The 17,208-nt window shown below is 57.5% G+C and carries 17 protein-coding genes; 10 read left to right on the forward strand and 7 right to left on the reverse strand.

Annotation, left to right across the window (positions count from 1 at the left end):
• From rhaD to rhaB, 3 genes are all read right to left on the reverse strand, one after another.
• The coding region (rhaD, locus tag WFM46_RS04670) for a rhamnulose-1-phosphate aldolase (protein WP_336997153.1) at positions 1-792 on the reverse strand (792 nt) is incomplete at its 3' end.
• Positions 793-888: 96 nt separating this feature from the next.
• A complete protein-coding gene (gene rhaA / locus WFM46_RS04675; protein ID WP_103177529.1) occupies positions 889-2,148 on the reverse strand; it encodes an L-rhamnose isomerase in 1,260 nt (419 codons plus the stop codon).
• On the reverse strand, positions 2,145-3,614 hold the full coding sequence (gene rhaB / locus WFM46_RS04680; RefSeq protein WP_336997154.1) for a rhamnulokinase: 1,470 nt from the start codon (positions 3,612-3,614) through the stop codon (positions 2,145-2,147). The genes rhaA and rhaB overlap by 4 nt, the downstream gene beginning before the upstream one ends.
• Positions 3,615-3,914: 300 nt before the next feature.
• Here rhaB and rhaS point away from each other — a divergent pair, with 300 nt between their 5' ends.
• From rhaS to yiiM, 4 genes are all read left to right on the forward strand, one after another.
• Positions 3,915-4,751, forward strand: a complete 837-nt coding sequence (gene rhaS, locus WFM46_RS04685; RefSeq protein WP_156240078.1) for an HTH-type transcriptional activator RhaS — start codon at positions 3,915-3,917, stop codon at positions 4,749-4,751.
• 73 nt (positions 4,752-4,824) lie between these two features.
• A complete protein-coding gene (gene rhaR / locus WFM46_RS04690) occupies positions 4,825-5,673 on the forward strand; it encodes an HTH-type transcriptional activator RhaR (protein WP_327061136.1) in 849 nt (282 codons plus the stop codon).
• A 185-nt stretch (positions 5,674-5,858) separates the two neighbouring features.
• On the forward strand, positions 5,859-6,479 hold the full coding sequence (gene sodA / locus WFM46_RS04695) for a superoxide dismutase [Mn] (RefSeq protein WP_103177525.1): 621 nt from the start codon (positions 5,859-5,861) through the stop codon (positions 6,477-6,479).
• Between the two features lie 66 nt (positions 6,480-6,545).
• Positions 6,546-7,229: a 6-hydroxyaminopurine reductase gene (gene yiiM, locus WFM46_RS04700; RefSeq protein WP_336997155.1), complete on the forward strand. Its 684-nt coding sequence runs from the start codon at positions 6,546-6,548 to the stop codon at positions 7,227-7,229.
• Between the two features lie 26 nt (positions 7,230-7,255).
• Here the strand turns inward: yiiM and cpxA are convergent, their stop codons facing one another.
• Both cpxA and cpxR read right to left on the reverse strand, forming a co-directional pair.
• Positions 7,256-8,629 (reverse strand): envelope stress sensor histidine kinase CpxA, encoded by a 1,374-nt coding sequence (cpxA, locus tag WFM46_RS04705; protein ID WP_103177523.1) that lies wholly within the window; start codon positions 8,627-8,629, stop codon positions 7,256-7,258.
• Complete coding sequence (gene cpxR, locus WFM46_RS04710) at positions 8,626-9,324, reverse strand: envelope stress response regulator transcription factor CpxR (RefSeq protein WP_039032144.1); 699 nt, start codon at positions 9,322-9,324, stop codon at positions 8,626-8,628. Before cpxR ends, cpxA begins: the two co-directional genes overlap by 4 nt.
• Positions 9,325-9,474: 150 nt before the next feature.
• Between cpxR and cpxP the strand changes: the two genes are divergently transcribed.
• From cpxP to WFM46_RS04740, 6 genes are all read left to right on the forward strand, one after another.
• Positions 9,475-9,975, forward strand: a complete 501-nt coding sequence (gene cpxP, locus WFM46_RS04715; RefSeq protein WP_103177522.1) for a cell-envelope stress modulator CpxP — start codon at positions 9,475-9,477, stop codon at positions 9,973-9,975.
• A 153-nt stretch (positions 9,976-10,128) separates the two neighbouring features.
• A complete protein-coding gene (gene fieF, locus WFM46_RS04720; protein WP_336997156.1) occupies positions 10,129-11,034 on the forward strand; it encodes a CDF family cation-efflux transporter FieF in 906 nt (301 codons plus the stop codon).
• Between the two features lie 175 nt (positions 11,035-11,209).
• A complete protein-coding gene (pfkA, locus tag WFM46_RS04725) occupies positions 11,210-12,172 on the forward strand; it encodes a 6-phosphofructokinase (RefSeq protein WP_103177520.1) in 963 nt (320 codons plus the stop codon).
• Between the two features lie 213 nt (positions 12,173-12,385).
• Entirely contained in the window at positions 12,386-13,375 is a 990-nt protein-coding gene (locus WFM46_RS04730; protein WP_103177519.1) for a sulfate ABC transporter substrate-binding protein, read from the forward strand.
• 111 nt (positions 13,376-13,486) lie between these two features.
• Positions 13,487-14,245: a CDP-diacylglycerol diphosphatase gene (locus WFM46_RS04735; RefSeq protein ID WP_103177518.1), complete on the forward strand. Its 759-nt coding sequence runs from the start codon at positions 13,487-13,489 to the stop codon at positions 14,243-14,245.
• A 58-nt stretch (positions 14,246-14,303) separates the two neighbouring features.
• On the forward strand, positions 14,304-15,608 hold the full coding sequence (locus WFM46_RS04740) for an SLC13 family permease (RefSeq protein WP_336997157.1): 1,305 nt from the start codon (positions 14,304-14,306) through the stop codon (positions 15,606-15,608).
• Positions 15,609-15,689: 81 nt separating this feature from the next.
• Here the strand turns inward: WFM46_RS04740 and tpiA are convergent, their stop codons facing one another.
• Entirely contained in the window at positions 15,690-16,457 is a 768-nt protein-coding gene (gene tpiA / locus WFM46_RS04745; protein ID WP_103177516.1) for a triose-phosphate isomerase, read from the reverse strand.
• A 110-nt stretch (positions 16,458-16,567) separates the two neighbouring features.
• A complete protein-coding gene (locus WFM46_RS04750; RefSeq protein WP_103177515.1) occupies positions 16,568-17,164 on the reverse strand; it encodes a DUF1454 family protein in 597 nt (198 codons plus the stop codon).
• Positions 17,165-17,208 lie beyond the last annotated feature (44 nt).

Below are 17,208 nucleotides of genomic sequence, written 5' to 3' on the forward strand. Positions count from 1 at the left end.
GCCAAAGCGTTTACCCAGCGCAATCAGTTCTTCCCGGGTGATGGTCTGCTTCATGCCACCCATTGAATAAACTTTTACCAGCACTTCCGCCGATTTCTCGGCGGTATCGATCAGGCCAAAGGTTTCGTCCAGCGTCGGGCCGCTGCCGAACACGCCGTGGAATGGCCACAGCACCAGCGAATGTTTTTGCATCTCCACCGCCGTGGCGCTGCCGATTTCGTCGGTACCCGGTACCATCCACGGCAGAATGCCCACGCCATCCGGGAACACCACCAGACACTCGGTGCTGCCTTCCCACAGCTGGCGGGTGATGACGTCTGAGTTGTTCTCCAGCACAAAGGTCAGGGCGATCAGGTTGGTGGCGTGGCAGTGCATGATCACGCGGTCTTTTCCCCCCGTGGCTTTGATGCGCTCGCAGTGGGAGAGGAAGTGGGCCGGCAGTTCAGATGTTGGCACCGCTTCGTCAGTCAGCCCCCAAAGAATGTGGTAGCCCGCGCCGTCGCTGTCCACTTTTACCACCCCTAAATTGGCGGTGGGATCGAGCTGTACGTTGCGGAAGAATTTGCCGGAACCGGTGACGATAAACGGCGTGTTGGCGAGCAGCGGCATCGGCTGGCTCAGGGCGATATAGCGCGGTTTGGCGTGGAAATCCGCTTCAAACGGGGCGATATCCGCGTCATCCAGGCGCAGCGTCAGGTTGCCGCCGTTGCGCTCGTCCCAGCCTTTCAGCCAGGCGTCGGAGGTGGCTTTGATCATGCCCTGGACGAACCAGGATTGGGTGATGGTCTGCATTTTTTGATTCCTTTGAAAACGCCCGGCGGCGCTTCGCTTGCCGGGCCTACAGCTAAACGTAGGCCGGGTAAGCGAAGCGCCACCCGGCAATGTTATTTACGTGCGACTGGCTAATACGTCCTGCTCATACGCCCGGACGTTATCCAGCCACTGGCTGCCCGCCGGGGCGTCGTTGCGCTGGCAGTACATCTCCCATACCGCCTGCCACGGCAGTGATTTTTGCTCTTCCAGCAGGGCCAGACGCGCGGTGTAATCCCCCGCGGCTTCCAGCGCGCGCAGCTCGGCGGTGGGCTCCAGCAGAGCGCGCAGCAGGGCTTTCTTCATGTTGCGGGTGCCGATCACCCACGCCGCGATGCGGTTGATGGAGGCATCAAAGAAGTCGAGGCCGATGTGTACCCGGTCAAACAGGTCATGGCGGATAATTTCGCTGGCGATGGCCTGGGTTTCGTCATCCAGCAGCACCACGTGGTCGCTGTCCCAGCGCACCGGACGGCTGACGTGCAGCAGCAGGTGCGGCACATAGAGCATCGCGGCGGAGATCTTGTCGGAGATGACTTCAGTCGGATGGAAGTGACCCGCGTCCAGACACAGCGCGGTCTGGCGGCTGGTGGCGTACCCCATGTAGAACTCGTTGGAGCCCACGGTGTAGCTCTCGGCGCCAATGCCGAACAGCTTGCTCTCCACGGCATCGATGTGGTGCGCCGGGTCGAGCTTTTCACTGATGGCTTCATCCAGCGCCGCCAGCAGGCGCTGACGTGGGGCGAGGCGGTCAACGGTGATGTCTTTCATCCCGTCCGGGATCCAGATATTCATCACCGATGGGGTGCCAAGCTGCTCGCCAAAGTACGCCGACACGCGGCGGCTGGCCTTCACGTGGTCGATCCAGAACTGGCGGATCTCGTCGTCGGCGTGGGCGAGGGTAAAGCCGTCGGCGCTCAGCGGATGCGAAAAGCAGGAGGGGTTAAAATCCAGCCCCAGCTTGTTAGCTTTCGCCCACTCGACCCAGTTTTTAAAATGTTCTGGTTTGATGGCGTTACGCTCGACGGGCTCGTCGGATTCCAGATAGATGGCGTGCAGGTTAAGGCGCTTAGGGCCCGGGATCAGGCTCAGGGCCAGCTCCAGATCCGCCCGCAGTTCGGCGGCGTTACGCGCCTTGCCCGGATAGTTACCGGTGGCCTGAATACCGCCGGTCAGCGCCCCGCCCGGGTTCTCAAAACCGGCGACGTCATCACCCTGCCAGCAGTGCATAGAGACCGGCAGACGGTCGAGCTGACGCAGAGCCTCCTCGACATCCACGCCCACGGCGGCGAAACGCTGTTTAGCCAGTTCCCAGGCTTGTTCAAGTTGAGTGGTCATGCGCAAAGCTCCTTTGTCGGTCGTTGTTGCTGAAACTGCGCCCGGTAGCGGGCAATCTCATGATCGGGATGAGGGGTAAAGGTGGTCAGGCCATAGTTGCCGGTCACCACCTGGCGGAACTGGTCGACGTTGTTCAGTTCGTCGAGGGTCATCAGCTGAATGCCAATATTGCCGAGGGTGGAGGCCTCGACCGGCCCGGCTAACACCGTGATGCCGCAGGCGTTGGCGCACAGCTGGTTGAGCAGCTGGTTCTGGCAGCCGCCGCCCACGATGTGCAGCTGGCTGAACGGCATCCCGCGCAGGGTGGCCAGCTCGTGCAGCACCTCGGCATAGAGCAGGGCGAGGCTGTCGAAGATGCAGCGCGCCAGCTCGGCGGCGCTCTCCGGCACCGGCTGCGCGCTTTCGCGGCAGGCGGCCTGGATCTCGGCGCTCATATTGGCCGGATTGATAAAGCGGTCGTCATTGGGGTTGATCAGGAAGCGGCACGACGGCAGGCTTTCCGTCTCAGCGATCAGGGCAGCCAGGTCGCTGATACCTTTTTCCTTCAGCACCCGCTGCAGCAGCCACAGCCCCATAATGTTTTTCAGCACCCGGTAGCGGCCCTCTGCGCCGCCCTCGTTGGTGATGTTGGCTGCCAGCGCGCTATCGCTGGTGTAGGGGGTTTGGCTCTCAAAGCCCATCAGCGACCAGGTGCCGGAGGAGAGATACGCTGCATCCTTTGAGGCCAGCGGGGCGGCGATCACCGCGCTGGCGGTGTCATGGCTGGCAACGGCCACCACCGGGATGGCATTCTCCTGGGGGCAAATCCAGTGACCGATTACATTGCCCGGATGGGTCGGCGTGCCAAACCAGTCGCGCGGCGCGCCGGTCCAGTTGAGCAGGTTCTCGTCCCAGGTATCGGAATTGATGTTCACCAGCTGGGTGGTGGTGGCGTTGGTATATTCCCAGTTCATCTGGCCGGTAAGGCGGTAGCTGAAGTAGTCCGGGATCAGCAGGGCGTGGGCGACCTTCGCCACCAGCTCCGGCTGCTGTTCAACCAGGGCACGCAGCTGATAGAGGGTATTAAACGGCAGGAACTGGATGCCGCTGCGGCCATAGATCTCCGCTTTGCCCAGCTGCGCCAGCGCGTGCGCCATTACCCCGTCGGTGCGGCTGTCGCGGTAGGAGACCGGCAGGCCCACACGCTGGCCGTTGCTGTCCAGCAGCACATAATCCACGCCCCAGGTATCAATCCCGATGCTGTCGATGCGAATGCCTTCTTCACAAACCTTATTCAGCCCGGTGCGGATCTCCGCTTCCAGGGTGTCGATATCCCAGCAGTCAAAGCCGTCCCGCTTTTGCAGACAGTTAACGAAACGGTGGATTTCGCGAAGCTGAAGCGTGCGCGCCTCGCGGTGGTAGCTTGCCAGCATTACCCGGCCGCTGGATGCGCCTAAATCGACAGCCACACAATGGCGAAAAGTCATGGTCCGGTCCTTCCTGAAGTCATTGCCGGACAGTGTAAAAAAGGGAAGGGAAGGCGACCTTCTTGCTACTGACAGCGCATTTCAGGCGCTGGCAAGAAAGCAAAGATGAACGTGAGAGAGTTCACATTTTCCGTTTTTAACGGCACTTGCAGGCGATGTGACGGTGACCGCATTTCCAGATCTTTCCCGCCGCTTCTTGAAAAAGCGACAGGGTTTGCGCCATTTGCTGTCGAAAATTTAAGGTGAGGCGGGGAACCCTAAATTACTATTTTGAGAACTCTTATCATCTGGTGACCCGTTATGACCGTACTGCACAGCGTGGATTTTTTTCCTTCAGGCCACTCGCCTGTGGCGATTGAGCCGCGGCTGCCCCAGGCTGCCTTTCCGGAACATCATCATGATTTTCATGAGATTGTGATCGTGGAGCACGGTACGGGTATCCATGTCTTCAACGGCCAGCCGTACACCATCAGCGGCGGAACGGTCTGCTTCGTGCGCGATCATGACCGGCACATGTATGAACATACCGATAACCTGTGCCTGACCAACGTGCTCTATCGCTCCCCGGAGGCGTTCCAGTTTTTGTCGGGACTGAATCAGCTCCTCCCTCAGGAGCAGGACGGGCACTATCCGTCGCACTGGCGGGTGAACCAGGCCACGTTGCAACAGGTGCGCCAGCTGGTGAGCCAGATGGAGCAGGCTGAAGAGGGGCAGGAGACCCACGCCCTTGCCAGCCGTGAAATCCTCTTTATGCAGCTGCTGGTGCTGCTGCGCCGCGGCAGCCTGGTCGAAGGGGCGGCGGATAACGACGCCCGCCTCAACCAGCTGATGGCCTGGCTGGAAGATCACTACGCGGAGGATGTCTGCTGGGAGACACTGGCGGATAACTTCTCTCTCTCGCTGCGCACCCTGCATCGCCAGCTCAAACAGCACACCGGGCAGACGCCGCAGCGCTACCTGAACCGGCTGCGGCTGATTAAAGCGCGGCATCTGCTGCGCCATACCGATGATAGCGTCACGGATATCGCCTATCGCTGCGGTTTCGGCGACAGTAACCACTTTTCGACCCTGTTTCGCCGGGAATTTAGCTGGTCGCCGCGCGATATTCGTCAGGGCCGGGATGCTTCACTTCAGTAACGCGAGGAAAATCACCGTTTTATTGCCGTAAAGCGGGTAATAATGTCAGGTTATTCCCCGGTGAGGTTGTGACGTGGCAGGACAGTTGATTCTTCGCAGAGCCGATTTTTTTGCATCCGCTGCTCAGGCCGTCGCGGTGGCGGATCGCTATCCGCAGAATGTCTTTGCCGAACATACCCACGACTTCTGCGAGCTGGTACTGGTGTGGCGCGGCAACGGCCTGCATATCCTCAACGATCGCCCCTACCGTATTACCCGCGGTGACCTGTTTTACATCCGCGCGGAAGACAAACACTCCTACGCCTCGGTGAACGATCTGGTGCTGCAGAACATCATCTACTGTCCCGACCGGCTGAAGCTCAACGTGGACTGGGGAGCCAACATCCCCGGCTTTATGAACGCCCGCGGGGCACCGCACTGGCGGCTTGGCAGCAACGGTATGGCTCAGGTGCGCCAGATCATTGCCCAGCTTGAACAGGAGAGCCTGAAGGACGAGCCCCACGGCTATGACCTGGCGGAGCTGCTGTTTGCCCAGCTGGTGATCATGCTCAAACGCTACCGCTACGCCCCGGACAACCCGACCGCCAGCGAGCCGGAAGCGCTGCTGGATAAGCTCATCACCGCGCTGTCTGGCAGCCTGAACCGCAGCTTTGTGCTGGAGAAGTTTTGCGAGCAGGAGCAGTGCAGCGAGCGAGCCCTGCGCCAGCAGTTCCGAACCCAGACCGGCATGACGGTGAACCACTATCTGCGTCAGCTGCGGATCTGCCACGCCCAGTATCTGCTGCAGCATACCGAGCTGATGGTCAGCGAAGTGGCGATGCAGTGCGGCTTTGAGGACAGCAACTACTTCTCGGTGGTGTTTAACCGCGAAGTGGGGATGACCCCGGTTCAGTGGCGCCACCGCAGCCATAACGCCGCGTAATAGAATCCCGGCTCTACCCCTGACTTCTCCGCAGCCCCCGCCAGATCAGTGACATAACGAAAAGTTATAACCTTATTAAAACTACGGCATTGATAAACATTTTCAATATCATTTAATTAACTATAATGAACCAACTGCTTACGCGGCATTAACACGTTTGCCGCCCGACAATAATGGAGATGATTATGAGCTATACCCTGCCATCCCTGCCGTACGCTTACGACGCCCTGGAGCCGCATTTCGACAAGCAGACGATGGAAATCCATCACACCAAACACCACCAGACTTACGTTAACAACGCCAACGCGGCGCTGGAAAGCCTGCCAGAATTCGCGAGCCTGCCGGTTGAAGAGCTGATCACCAAACTGGATCAACTGCCAGCCGACAAGAAAACCGTCCTGCGCAACAACGCGGGCGGCCATGCTAACCACAGCCTGTTCTGGAAAGGCCTGAAAACCGGTACTACTCTGCAGGGCGACCTGAAATCCGCTATCGAGCGCGACTTCGGCTCCGTTGAGAACTTCAAAGCTGAGTTTGAAAAAGCGGCTGCTACCCGTTTCGGCTCCGGCTGGGCGTGGCTGGTTCTGAAAGGCGACAAACTGGCGGTAGTCTCTACGGCTAACCAGGACTCCCCGCTGATGGGTGAAGCGATCTCTGGCGCATCCGGTTTCCCAATCCTGGGTCTGGACGTGTGGGAACACGCTTACTACCTGAAATTCCAGAACCGTCGCCCGGACTACATCAAAGCCTTCTGGGACGTCGTCAACTGGGACGAAGCTGCGGCACGTTTCGCTGCTAAAAAATAAGGTTGCAAAGCCTTCTGTGAGAAGCGAGTCTGATGACTCGCTTTTTTTGTATCTGAAGGAGTAGAGATGCATTACCCGGTGAACGTGTTTACAGGCAAGGTAAGGGACTACGACGGCAGCCGCCCGAGCGCAATTGCTAAAGTGCAGGTCGACGGTGAGCTGACCTTAACCGACCTTGGACTGGCAGGTGACGAGCAGGCGGAAAAGAAGATCCACGGCGGGCCCGACCGCGCGCTGTGCCACTATCCGCGGGAGCACTATCAGCACTGGTCAAGGGAATTTCCCGCTCAGGCCGATCTGTTTGTCGCCCCGGCGTTTGGCGAAAACCTCTCAACCGAGGGGCTGACGGAGGAGAACGTCTTTATCGGCGACATCTTTCGCTGGGGGGATGCCCTGATCCAGGTGACCCAGCCGCGCTCGCCGTGCTTCAAACTCAACTTCCATTTCGGCATCAGCGATATGGCTACGCAGATGCAGAACGCGGCGAAAACCGGCTGGCTCTATCGGGTGGTGCTGGCAGGGCAGGTATCGGCGGATGCGCCCCTGGAACTGGTGTCACGCCTGAGCGACGTATCGGTACATGACGCCTGCGCTATCGCCTGGCATATGCCGTTTGACGACGAACAGTATCAGCGTCTGCTGGCGGCGGCGGGCCTGTCAACAAGCTGGACCAGAACCATGCAGAAACGGCGTTTAAGCGGGAAGATCGAGAATAATTCCCGCAGATTGTGGGGAAACCAGGCCGGGTAAGGCGAAGCCGTCACCCGGCATAATAACTACGAACGTTTATACAACGGCAGCCAGAGGGTTAAACGCAACCCACCCAGCGGGCTGTCGTCCGCTTTCACCCAGCCGCGATGTTGCTGAATGGCGGTTTCGACAATCGCCAGACCCAGTCCGGTGCCGCCAGATTCACGGTCGCGGGCTTCGTCAGTACGGTAGAACGGACGGAAAATCTGCTCGCGATCTTCCGGGCTGACGCCAGGACCATCGTCATCCACGTTAATAGTGATGCCGTCTTTATCCACCGAGAACGCCACCTCGATTTTGGTATGCGAGTAGCGCAGGGCGTTACGGACGATATTCTCCAGAGCGCTTTCCAGCGCATTCGGGTTACCGTACAGCGGCCACGGGCCCGGCGGGAAATTAACGGTGAACGATTTACCCATCTGCTCCGCTTCGAAGGCGGCGTTATCCAGCACTTCGCCCCAGAGGTGGTTAGCCTTCATCGTTTCGCTGACCAGCGCGTTTTTCTGCTGATTGCGTGACATCACCAGCAGGTCGTTGATCATGCTGTCCAGACGGTGGGCTTCCGTTTCGATACGCTCCAGCTCCTTGCTCTCACCACTGCGGCGGCGCAGCAGGGCGGTGCCAAGTTGCAGGCGCGTCAGCGGGGTACGCAGCTCGTGCGAGATATCAGAGAGCAGACGCTGCTGGGTCGTCATCATCCGCTCCAGCGCCGTCACCATCTGGTTGAAGCTGGCCCCTGCCGCCAGGAACTCCTGCGGCCCGGCTTCCAGTTCCGGGTGCTGTCGCAGGTTGCCCTGCGCCACTTCATCCGCGGCGTTTTTCAGTTTGCGCGCCGGCTTCGCCAGGCTCCATGCGAGCCACAACAACAGCGGTGAACTCACCAGCATGGTGACAATCAGCAGCAGCAGCGGGCGGTCAAACAGCAGGTTGATAAAGTCGGACTGGGAGCTGCTCGCCGGGCGGATCAGGTAGAGCTGGTAATTATCCTCCCCGTCATTGACGGAGAACGGCCCCACCATCTCCACCCGACCATATTTTTTCTTTTGCGGGTGATCGGCGTTATCCGCCTGGCCAATGAAGTTACGGATGATCTGCATTTCATTGCGGTCCGCACCAATCACGCGACCTTCGCTGGTCACCAGCAGCAGGCGTTGTCCGGGAGGCGCCCATTTTTCGATAGCGCGAAACAGCCTGCGCCACCACATCAAATCATTGGGCGGATCGGTGGCCAGCTCTGCTTCTACGTGTTGCTCGATCATCACACCCTGACGTTGCTCGCTGTCGAGGAGCTCCGTCATCTGGCGTGAGTCGAGTTTTGGCAACATCAAAACCAGCATTAAAACCAGTGCCAGCGTCAGCCAGAAGATGGCGAAGATGCGGGCGGTTAAGCTACCTATCATGAAGCGGAAACCATCAGATAGCCGCGTCCACGCAGGGTTTTAAACCACGGGTGACCATCTTTGCGCTCCGGCAGCTTACGGCGCAGGTTCGAGATGTGCATATCGATGGCGCGGTCGAACGGCGTCAGGCGTTTACCCAACACTTCCTGGCTCAGATGTTCACGCGACACCACCTGGCCCAGATGCTGCGCCAGCAGATAAAGCAGGGTGAATTCGGTGCCGGTCAGCTCCAGCGCCTGGCCGTCAAAGCTCGCTTCCTGGCGGCCTGGATTGAGGCTCAGGGAGTCCACTTCCAGCGTCGGTGAACCGTTGTCGGTGTTTTGCTGCTGCTCGCTCCAGTGGGAACGGCGCAGGATCGCCCGAATACGCGCCACCAGTTCACGGTCGTTAAACGGTTTTGGCAGATAGTCATCAGCGCCCAGCTCAAGGCCGAGTACGCGGTCAAGTTCGCTGCCGCGCGCGGTCAGCATAATAACGGGGGTCTGGTGTGTCTGGCGCAGCTCTTTAAGGGTGTCGATACCGTTTTTCTTCGGCATCATGACGTCGAGCAAAAGCAAGTCGATGCTATCGTCGAGTAGGCTCAGCGCCTGCTCCCCATCATGGGCAACCGACACGTCAAAGCCTTCCATGTCGAGCAACTCCTTTAAAAGGGATGTCAGCTCTCGGTCATCATCAACTAACAGGATTTTATTCATTGTTTAAATACCTCCGAGGCAGAAATTACGTCATCAAGGCTATCTAATCCATGACTTTACGTTGTTTTACACCCCCTGACGCATGTTTGCAGCCTGAATCGTAGACTGTCTCTCGTTGAATCGCGACACGAAAGATTTTGGGAGTAAGTGATGCGCATAGTTACCGCTGCCGTCATGGCCTCAACGCTGGCGTTTAGTGCATTTAGCCAGGCTGCTGGAGCTATCACCGGCGATAACCGTTCCTCAGCAGAGGGCATCGCGCAGCAAAACGGCCAGGGCCACATGTTTGACGGCATAAGTTTAACCGAACATCAGCGTCAACAGATGCGAGATCTGATGCAGCGGGCTCGTCATGACCAGCCCCCTGTTAATGTTAGCGAAATGGAGACAATGCACCGCCTTGTCACCGCAGAAAATTTTGACGAAAACGCTGTGCGCGCTCAGGCAAACAAAATGGCGCAGGAACAGGTTGCCCGCCAGGTCGAAATGGCCCGGGTCCGCAACCAGATGTTTCACCTGCTAACGCCAGAGCAGCAAGCGGTTTTGAACCAGAAACACCAGCAACGTATGGACCAGTTGCGCGAGGTTGCCCGGATGCAGAAGAACGCTGAATCGACGCTTTTTAGTAGCAACACCCGTAGTAACCAGTAAACCCTGTTTTCCTTGCCATAGACACCATCCCTGTCTTCCCCCACATGATGTGGGGGTTTTTTTTGCCCATCATTAAAATGCGTTAACCGTTTATTCATCTTATTGACTCCTCCGCATCCGTTATACTAGCGGCATAGCGTGACAGGAGTGTTTATGAATCAATCCTATGGACGGCTGGTGAGCCGGGCGGCAATCGCCGCGACGGTCATGGCGTCGTGCCTGTTAGTCATTAAAATCTTCGCGTGGTGGTATACCAGTTCGGTCAGTATTCTGGCGGCGCTGGTGGACTCCCTTGTGGATATTGCCGCCTCGGTGACGAACCTGTGGGTGGTGCGTTACTCGTTACAGCCGGCGGACGAAGAGCATACCTTTGGTCATGGCAAAGCGGAGTCGCTGGCGGCGCTGGCGCAAAGCATGTTTATTTCCGGTTCGGCGCTGTTCCTCTTTTTGACTGGCATTCAGCACCTGTATACCCCGTCGCCAATGAAAGATCCCGGCGTCGGCGTGGTCGTTACCGTTATTGCACTTATAAGCACATTAATTCTGGTAACGTTCCAGCGCTGGGTGGTGCGTAAAACGCAGAGCCAGGCGGTACGGGCGGATATGCTTCATTATCAGTCTGATGTTATGATGAACGGTGCGATTCTTATTGCGCTCGGTCTGGCCTGGTATGGCTGGCACCGGGCCGATGCGTTATTTGCGTTAGGGATTGGATTCTATATTTTATACAGTGCGTTGCGTATGGGGTACGATGCAGTGCAATCCCTGCTCGACCGCGCACTGCCAGACGCAGAACGGCATGAAATCTTTGAAATTGTGACCTCCTGGCCCGGTGTCAGCGGCGCTCACGATCTTCGCACGCGGCAGTCAGGGCCGACCCGCTTTATTCAGATTCATTTAGAAATGGAAGATAACCTGCCGCTCGTTCAGGCCCATCTGGTGGCGGAACAGGTTGAGCAGGCGATTTTGCAGCGTTTCCCGGGGTCAGATGTCATTATTCACCAGGATCCCTGCTCAGTCGTACCTAAGCCAGGTAATGGACATTTTGAGCTTTCGTAATTCGTTGTAAAAAAGTGAACCGGGGCAGCATTTTGTGGAAAAATAACCGCCATTTGGTCTGACCTGAATCAATTCAGCGGGAAGTGATTGATATACTATTTGCACTATTCGTTGGTCGATAGGACGTCTTCCGGCAACAGATTTCATTTTTGCATTCCTAAGTTCAGAGGTAGTCATGATTAAGAAAATCGGTGTGTTGACAAGCGGCGGTGATGCGCCCGGCATGAACGCAGCAATTCGTGGTGTAGTGCGCGCAGCGTTGACGGAAGGTCTGGAAGTTTTTGGTATCTATGACGGTTATCTGGGCCTGTATGAAGATCGCATGGTGCAGCTCGACCGCTACAGCGTGTCCGACATGATTAACCGTGGCGGTACCTTCCTGGGCTCCGCGCGTTTCCCGGAATTCCGCGATGAGCGCATCCGTGAAGTGGCTATCGAGAACATGAAAAAACGCGGCCTGGACGCGCTGGTTGTTATCGGCGGTGACGGTTCCTACATGGGGGCAAAACGCCTGACTGAAATGGGCTTCCCATGCATCGGTCTGCCAGGCACCATCGACAACGACATCAAAGGTACCGACTACACCATCGGTTACTTCACTGCGCTGGGCACCGTGGTAGAGGCGATTGACCGTCTGCGCGACACCTCTTCTTCTCACCAGCGTATCTCCATCGTCGAAGTGATGGGCCGCTACTGTGGCGACCTGACCCTGGCGGCGGCGATTGCCGGCGGCTGTGAGTTTATCGTGGTGCCGGAAGTGGAATTCAGCCGTGAAGATCTGGTTAACGAGATCAAAGCCGGTATCGCTAAAGGTAAAAAACACGCCATCGTAGCCATCACCGAGCACATCTGTGACGTTGACGAGCTGGCGAAGTACATTGAAGCCGAAACCAAACGCGAAACCCGCGCGACCGTTCTCGGTCACATCCAGCGTGGCGGCTCTCCGGGTCCTTACGACCGTATCCTGGCATCCCGTATGGGCGCTTACGCGATTGAACTGCTGCAGCAGGGCTTTGGCGGTCGTTGCGTCGGTATTCAGAACGAAAAACTGGTTCACCATGACATCATCGACGCTATTGAAAATATGAAGCGTCCATTCAAAGGTGACTGGCTGGAGTGCGCGAAAAAGCTGTACTGATCGGCGGCTGTTGCCCGGTGGCGCTGCGCTGACCGGGCCTACAAAAGCATGGTTCGTAGGCCGGGTAAGGCGTAGCTGCCACCCGGCTTTTTTGTGCGCTCATACCCTCTTTTTATTCCCCTGTGTTATAGCCAATCTTTTTTTATTCTTTAATCATTGGTTCGCTTTCTGGCACCCTGCACTCATCAAACACAACATTAAGAGAGTTGGGCGATGAATAAATGGGGCGTGGGTTTAACGTTATTGCTGGCATCGACCAGCGTTCTGGCAAAGGATATTCAGCTACTGAACGTGTCTTACGATCCGACGCGTGAACTGTACGAGCAGTACAACAAAGCGTTCGCCGCACACTGGAAACAGGAAACCGGCGATAACGTCGTGATCCGCCAGTCCCACGGTGGCTCCGGCAAGCAGGCGACCTCGGTGATTAACGGCATTGAAGCCGACGTCGTGACCCTGGCGCTGGCGTATGACGTGGACGCTATCGCGGAACGCGGCCGTATCGATAAAAACTGGATCAAACGCCTGCCGGATAACTCCGCGCCGTATACCTCCACCATCGTTTTCCTGGTTCGCAAAGGCAACCCGAAACAGATTCATGACTGGAACGATCTGGTTAAGCCGGGCGTATCGGTCATCACTCCAAACCCAAAAAGCTCTGGCGGCGCACGCTGGAACTACCTGGCAGCTTGGGGTTACGCCCTGCACCAGAACAATGGCGATCAGGCTAAAGCGCAGGATTTCGTGAAAGCGCTGTTTAAAAACGTCGAAGTGCTGGATTCCGGCGCACGCGGCGCAACCAACACCTTCGTTGAACGCGGCATTGGCGACGTGCTGATTGCCTGGGAAAACGAAGCGCTGCTGGCGGCGAACGAGTTGGGTAAAGATAAATTTGAAATTGTCACCCCAAGCGAATCTATTCTGGCTGAGCCAACCGTCTCTGTGGTCGATAAAGTGGCGGATAAGAAAGGCACCCAGGCCGTGGCGGAAGCCTACCTGAAATACCTTTACTCCCCGGAAGGCCAGGAGATCGCCGCGAAGAATTTCTACCGGCCACGTGATGAGGCGGTGGCGAAAAAATATGAGAACACATTCCCGAAACTGAAGCTCTTCACTATCGATGAGGTCTTCGGCGGCTGGACGAAAGCGCAGAAAGATCACTTCTCGAATGGCGGTACCTTCGATCAGATCAGCAAGCGTTAAGCATTTTTTTGAAGAACGACACGGGACCCGGTGTGAGAAATCCACCGGGTTTTTTATTTGGTCACTTTTATGCGTTACTCTTTGGCGTCAGGTGGATACAGGGAATGCGCTGTGAAAAAAATAATCGTGCTGGTACTGGTTGTGATTGCGCTCGCGGCAGGCGGCGGGTTCTGGCTGAAAGCGGGTAACCCAAACGCGCTGCGGCATATCGTTCTCGACCAGTGTGTGCCTGGTCAGATGCAGAACCGTAACCCGGCGCCCTGTGCGCTGGTAAAAACGGATGCGGGATATGTGGTGTTTAAAGATCGCAACGGGCCGCTGCAATATTTGCTGATGCCCACGTACCGCATCAACGGTACCGAAAGCCCGCTCCTGACCGAGGCTCATACGCCCAATTTCTTCTGGCTGGCGTGGCAGTCGCGCCACTTTATGAGCATGAAGCGGGGGAGCAACGTGCCCGACAGTGCAGTTTCACTGACCATCAACTCCCCGACCGGCCGCACGCAAAACCATTTTCATATCCATATCTCCTGCCTGCGCCCGGACGTGCGCGAGAAGCTCAATGTGAGTCAGGGGCAAATCAGCACCCAGTGGCTGCCGTTCCCCGGTGGGCTGGAGGGGCATGAATACCTGGCGCGTCGGGTGACGGAAGCGGAGCTGGTGAAACGCAGCCCGTTTATGATGCTGGCAGAAGAGCTGCCGGAAGCGCGCGACCATATGGGGCGTTTTGCGCTGGCGATGGCGCAGCAGGCGGACGGATCGTTTGTATTACTGGCAACGGCGCGCAATTTGCTGGCGCTTAACCGCGCTTCTGCTGAGGAATTGCAGGATCATCAATGCACTATCCTGAATGAACCCCACCATAAATAGCGTTTACTCGCCCTGCCTGTCGCCGTAGACTTGCTGAAAAATTCTACAGGAGACAGGCATGTCGCTCTGGTTCACTCACCCGCTGTTTCTGCCCTCGCTGATTATCGTCGTCACCATCATCCTGTGGGCCACCTCGCTGTTGCCGGAATTCCTCACCGCGCTGCTGTTCTTTACCGCGGCGATGATCGCGCGTATCGCCCCGCCGGAGGTGATTTTTGGCGGTTTTGCCTCGTCAGCGTTCTGGCTGGTGTTCAGCGGATTTGTGCTGGGGGTGGCGATCCGCAAAACCGGGCTGGCGGACAGGGCGGCGCGGGCGCTGTCGGCCAGGCTGACCGACTCCTGGCCGCTGATGGTGGCAAGCGTAGTGCTGCTCACCTATGCGCTGGCGTTTGTGATGCCCTCCAATATGGGGCGTATTGCGTTGCTGATGCCCATCGTGGCGGCGATGGCGAAGCGGGCGGGCATTGCGGACGGCTCCCGGGCGTGGTTCGGCCTGGCGCTGGCGGTGGGGTTTGGCACCTTCCAGCTTTCGGCCACCATCCTTCCGGCCAACGTTCCTAACCTGGTGATGAGCGGGGCGGCGGAAGGTTCTTACGGCATCCATCTTAACTATGTTCCGTACCTGCTGCTGCATACTCCGGTGCTGGGTATTCTCAAGGGTCTGGTCCTGATCGGCCTGATCTGCTGGCTGTTCCCCGGCGCGCCAAAACCGGTGAAGGATTTGGCCCCGCCAGAGCCGATGGGCCGCGACGAAAAGCGCCTCGCCTGGCTGCTGGCGGTGGTGCTGGTGATGTGGGTAACCGAAAGCTGGCACGGCATTGGACCGGCATGGACCGGGCTTGCGGCGTCGATTGTGGTGATGCTGCCGCGGGTTGGCTTTATCACCGGGGATGAATTCTCGGCGGGGGTGAATATGCGCACCTGTATTTATGTGGCGGGTATTCTCGGGCTGGCGATCACCGTGACGCAAACCGGTATTGGCAGTGCCGTGGGCGAGGCGCTGATGCGGGTAATGCCCCTGGATGCCGATGCGCCGTTCACCAGTTTCCTGGCCCTGACCGGCATCACCACCGCCCTGAATTTCATTATGACCGCCAACGGCGTACCGGCGCTGTATACCACCCTGGCGCAAAGCTTCTCGGACGCCACCGGCTTTCCGCTGCTGTCGGTGATTATGATTCAGGTGCTGGGGTATTCCACGCCGCTGCTGCCGTATCAGGCGTCGCCGATTGTGGTGGCGATGGGGCTGGGAAGAGTGCCTGCGCGGGCGGGGATGCTGCTCTGTCTGGCGCTGGCGGTGGCAACCTATCTGGTGCTATTGCCGCTGGATTATCTGTGGTTTAGCCTGCTGGGACGGCTGTAAAAAAGCCCGGTAGCGCTGGCGCTTACCGGGCCTGGAGTATCCCAGGGCGGGTCAGCGAAGCGCCACCCGCCGCAGATGCTCTTACGCCTGTTTCGCTGCTTCTGCTGCTTTAACGATCACCGCGAAAGCGTCTGCTTTCAGGGATGCGCCGCCAACCAGCGCGCCGTCGATGTCCGGCTGGGTGAACAGCTCTGCTGCGTTAGATGCGTTTACGGAACCGCCGTACTGGATGATCACTTGCTCAGCAACTTTCGCGTCTGCTTTCGCAATGTGGTCACGGATGAATTTGTGAACGGCCTGAGCCTGTGCTGGGGTGGCAGATTTGCCGGTACCGATCGCCCATACTGGCTCGTAAGCAATGACCGCACCTTCGAACGCGCTTGCGCCCTGAGTGGTCAGGACTGCGTCGATCTGACGTGCACAGACTTCTTCGGTTTTGCCCGCTTCGTTTTCTGCTTCGGTTTCACCGATGCACAGAACCGGGATGAGACCCTGCTCTTTCAGCACAGCGAATTTCTTCGCGATGAACTCGTCGGACTCTTTGTGGTAGGTACGACGCTCAGAGTGGCCGATGATGATGTATTTTGCGCCGATATCTTTCAGCATTTCAGCGGAGGTTTCACCGGTGAACGCGCCAGACAGGTTAACGTCAACGTTCTGGGCACCCAGAACGATGTGGCTGCCGTCAGCAGCTTTCTTAGCCATATCCAGGTACATATCCGGCGGAGCGATAGCAACAGCACAGCCAGTCACACCAGCCAGCTCTTTACGCAGGTTAGCTACCAGCTCGTTTACCATGTGGCGGCTGCCGTTCAGTTTCCAGTTACCCATCACTAAAGGATGTCGCATTTCAATTCTCCACGCTCAAGAGCGAATTAAGGAATATGGCCGCCCGACAGGGCAGCATGGTCTGTGAATCAGTATAGAGATTTTCCCTCGAAAGGCTTTGCTTTTTGTCATTAATTCGACCCGCCGAGCGCCTCAGATAGCGCCAGCTTAATCGGTTCAACAGCGAAGGTCAGCCCCTTTTCGCCGTTATCTGCCACGACATAGCGAACCGCGCCTTCCGTTTCGGCGTAATAGCGCTTGTTTTTACCGGCTGTGAGGAGCTTTTGCAGCTTTTGCTGGCTTTGCGCTTTGGTCAGGGCAGGGGTAAAGGCGCGTAAAATGGCGCTCATATACTCCAGCGCTTTAGCTTTGGCGGCTTTCTGCTCCGGCCCCTGAATCGGCAGCCAGGTAATCTGCATACTCTTGATTTTGAGGGTTCCACGCTCAAGCGCCGTCGAGGCGTACAAATTCTCATTAATTTTGCTGGCAGCCCGGGTCAGGTTCGGGGTGTCGCGGGTGCCATCAATGGAGCGGAACTCATTGAGCGGCAGCTTTGGATTATCCTGATTGAAGGCTTCACGGAACAGGCTGATAGACTGATCAAAGGTCGGCGCGCCCGGCATCACATAGGGTGCGGTAGCCGATACGGAAGTCTCAGCAGCATGCAGAGGTGCGCTTGCACCCAACAGTGTTAAACCCAGCCAAATAAGGTGAAACCACATCTTCATCAATAAAGTCTCTGAATGTTACTGCCCACGATTAAAACGGGATC

Source organism: Leclercia sp. M50 (assembly GCF_037150775.1).
Taxonomy (GTDB): Bacteria; Pseudomonadota; Gammaproteobacteria; order Enterobacterales; family Enterobacteriaceae; genus Enterobacter.

Bases quoted from the DNA above. Each gene is read 5' to 3' on its own strand.
- cpxA (WP_103177523.1), bottom strand. From the start codon at position 8,629: ATGATAGGTAGCTTAACCGCCCGCATCTTCGCCATCTTCTGGCTGACG.
- WFM46_RS04730 (WP_103177519.1), top strand. From the start codon at position 12,386: ATGAATAAATGGGGCGTGGGTTTAACGTTATTGCTGGCATCGACCAGC.
- cpxP (WP_103177522.1), top strand. From the start codon at position 9,475: ATGCGCATAGTTACCGCTGCCGTCATGGCCTCAACGCTGGCGTTTAGT.
- rhaB (WP_336997154.1), bottom strand. From the start codon at position 3,614: ATGACTTTTCGCCATTGTGTGGCTGTCGATTTAGGCGCATCCAGCGGC.
- sodA (WP_103177525.1), top strand. From the start codon at position 5,859: ATGAGCTATACCCTGCCATCCCTGCCGTACGCTTACGACGCCCTGGAG.
- WFM46_RS04740 (WP_336997157.1), top strand. From the start codon at position 14,304: ATGTCGCTCTGGTTCACTCACCCGCTGTTTCTGCCCTCGCTGATTATC.
- yiiM (WP_336997155.1), top strand. From the start codon at position 6,546: ATGCATTACCCGGTGAACGTGTTTACAGGCAAGGTAAGGGACTACGAC.
- tpiA (WP_103177516.1), bottom strand. From the start codon at position 16,457: ATGCGACATCCTTTAGTGATGGGTAACTGGAAACTGAACGGCAGCCGC.
- cpxR (WP_039032144.1), bottom strand. From the start codon at position 9,324: ATGAATAAAATCCTGTTAGTTGATGATGACCGAGAGCTGACATCCCTT.
- rhaA (WP_103177529.1), bottom strand. From the start codon at position 2,148: ATGACCACTCAACTTGAACAAGCCTGGGAACTGGCTAAACAGCGTTTC.
- pfkA (WP_103177520.1), top strand. From the start codon at position 11,210: ATGATTAAGAAAATCGGTGTGTTGACAAGCGGCGGTGATGCGCCCGGC.
- rhaS (WP_156240078.1), top strand. From the start codon at position 3,915: ATGACCGTACTGCACAGCGTGGATTTTTTTCCTTCAGGCCACTCGCCT.
- fieF (WP_336997156.1), top strand. From the start codon at position 10,129: ATGAATCAATCCTATGGACGGCTGGTGAGCCGGGCGGCAATCGCCGCG.
- WFM46_RS04750 (WP_103177515.1), bottom strand. From the start codon at position 17,164: ATGAAGATGTGGTTTCACCTTATTTGGCTGGGTTTAACACTGTTGGGT.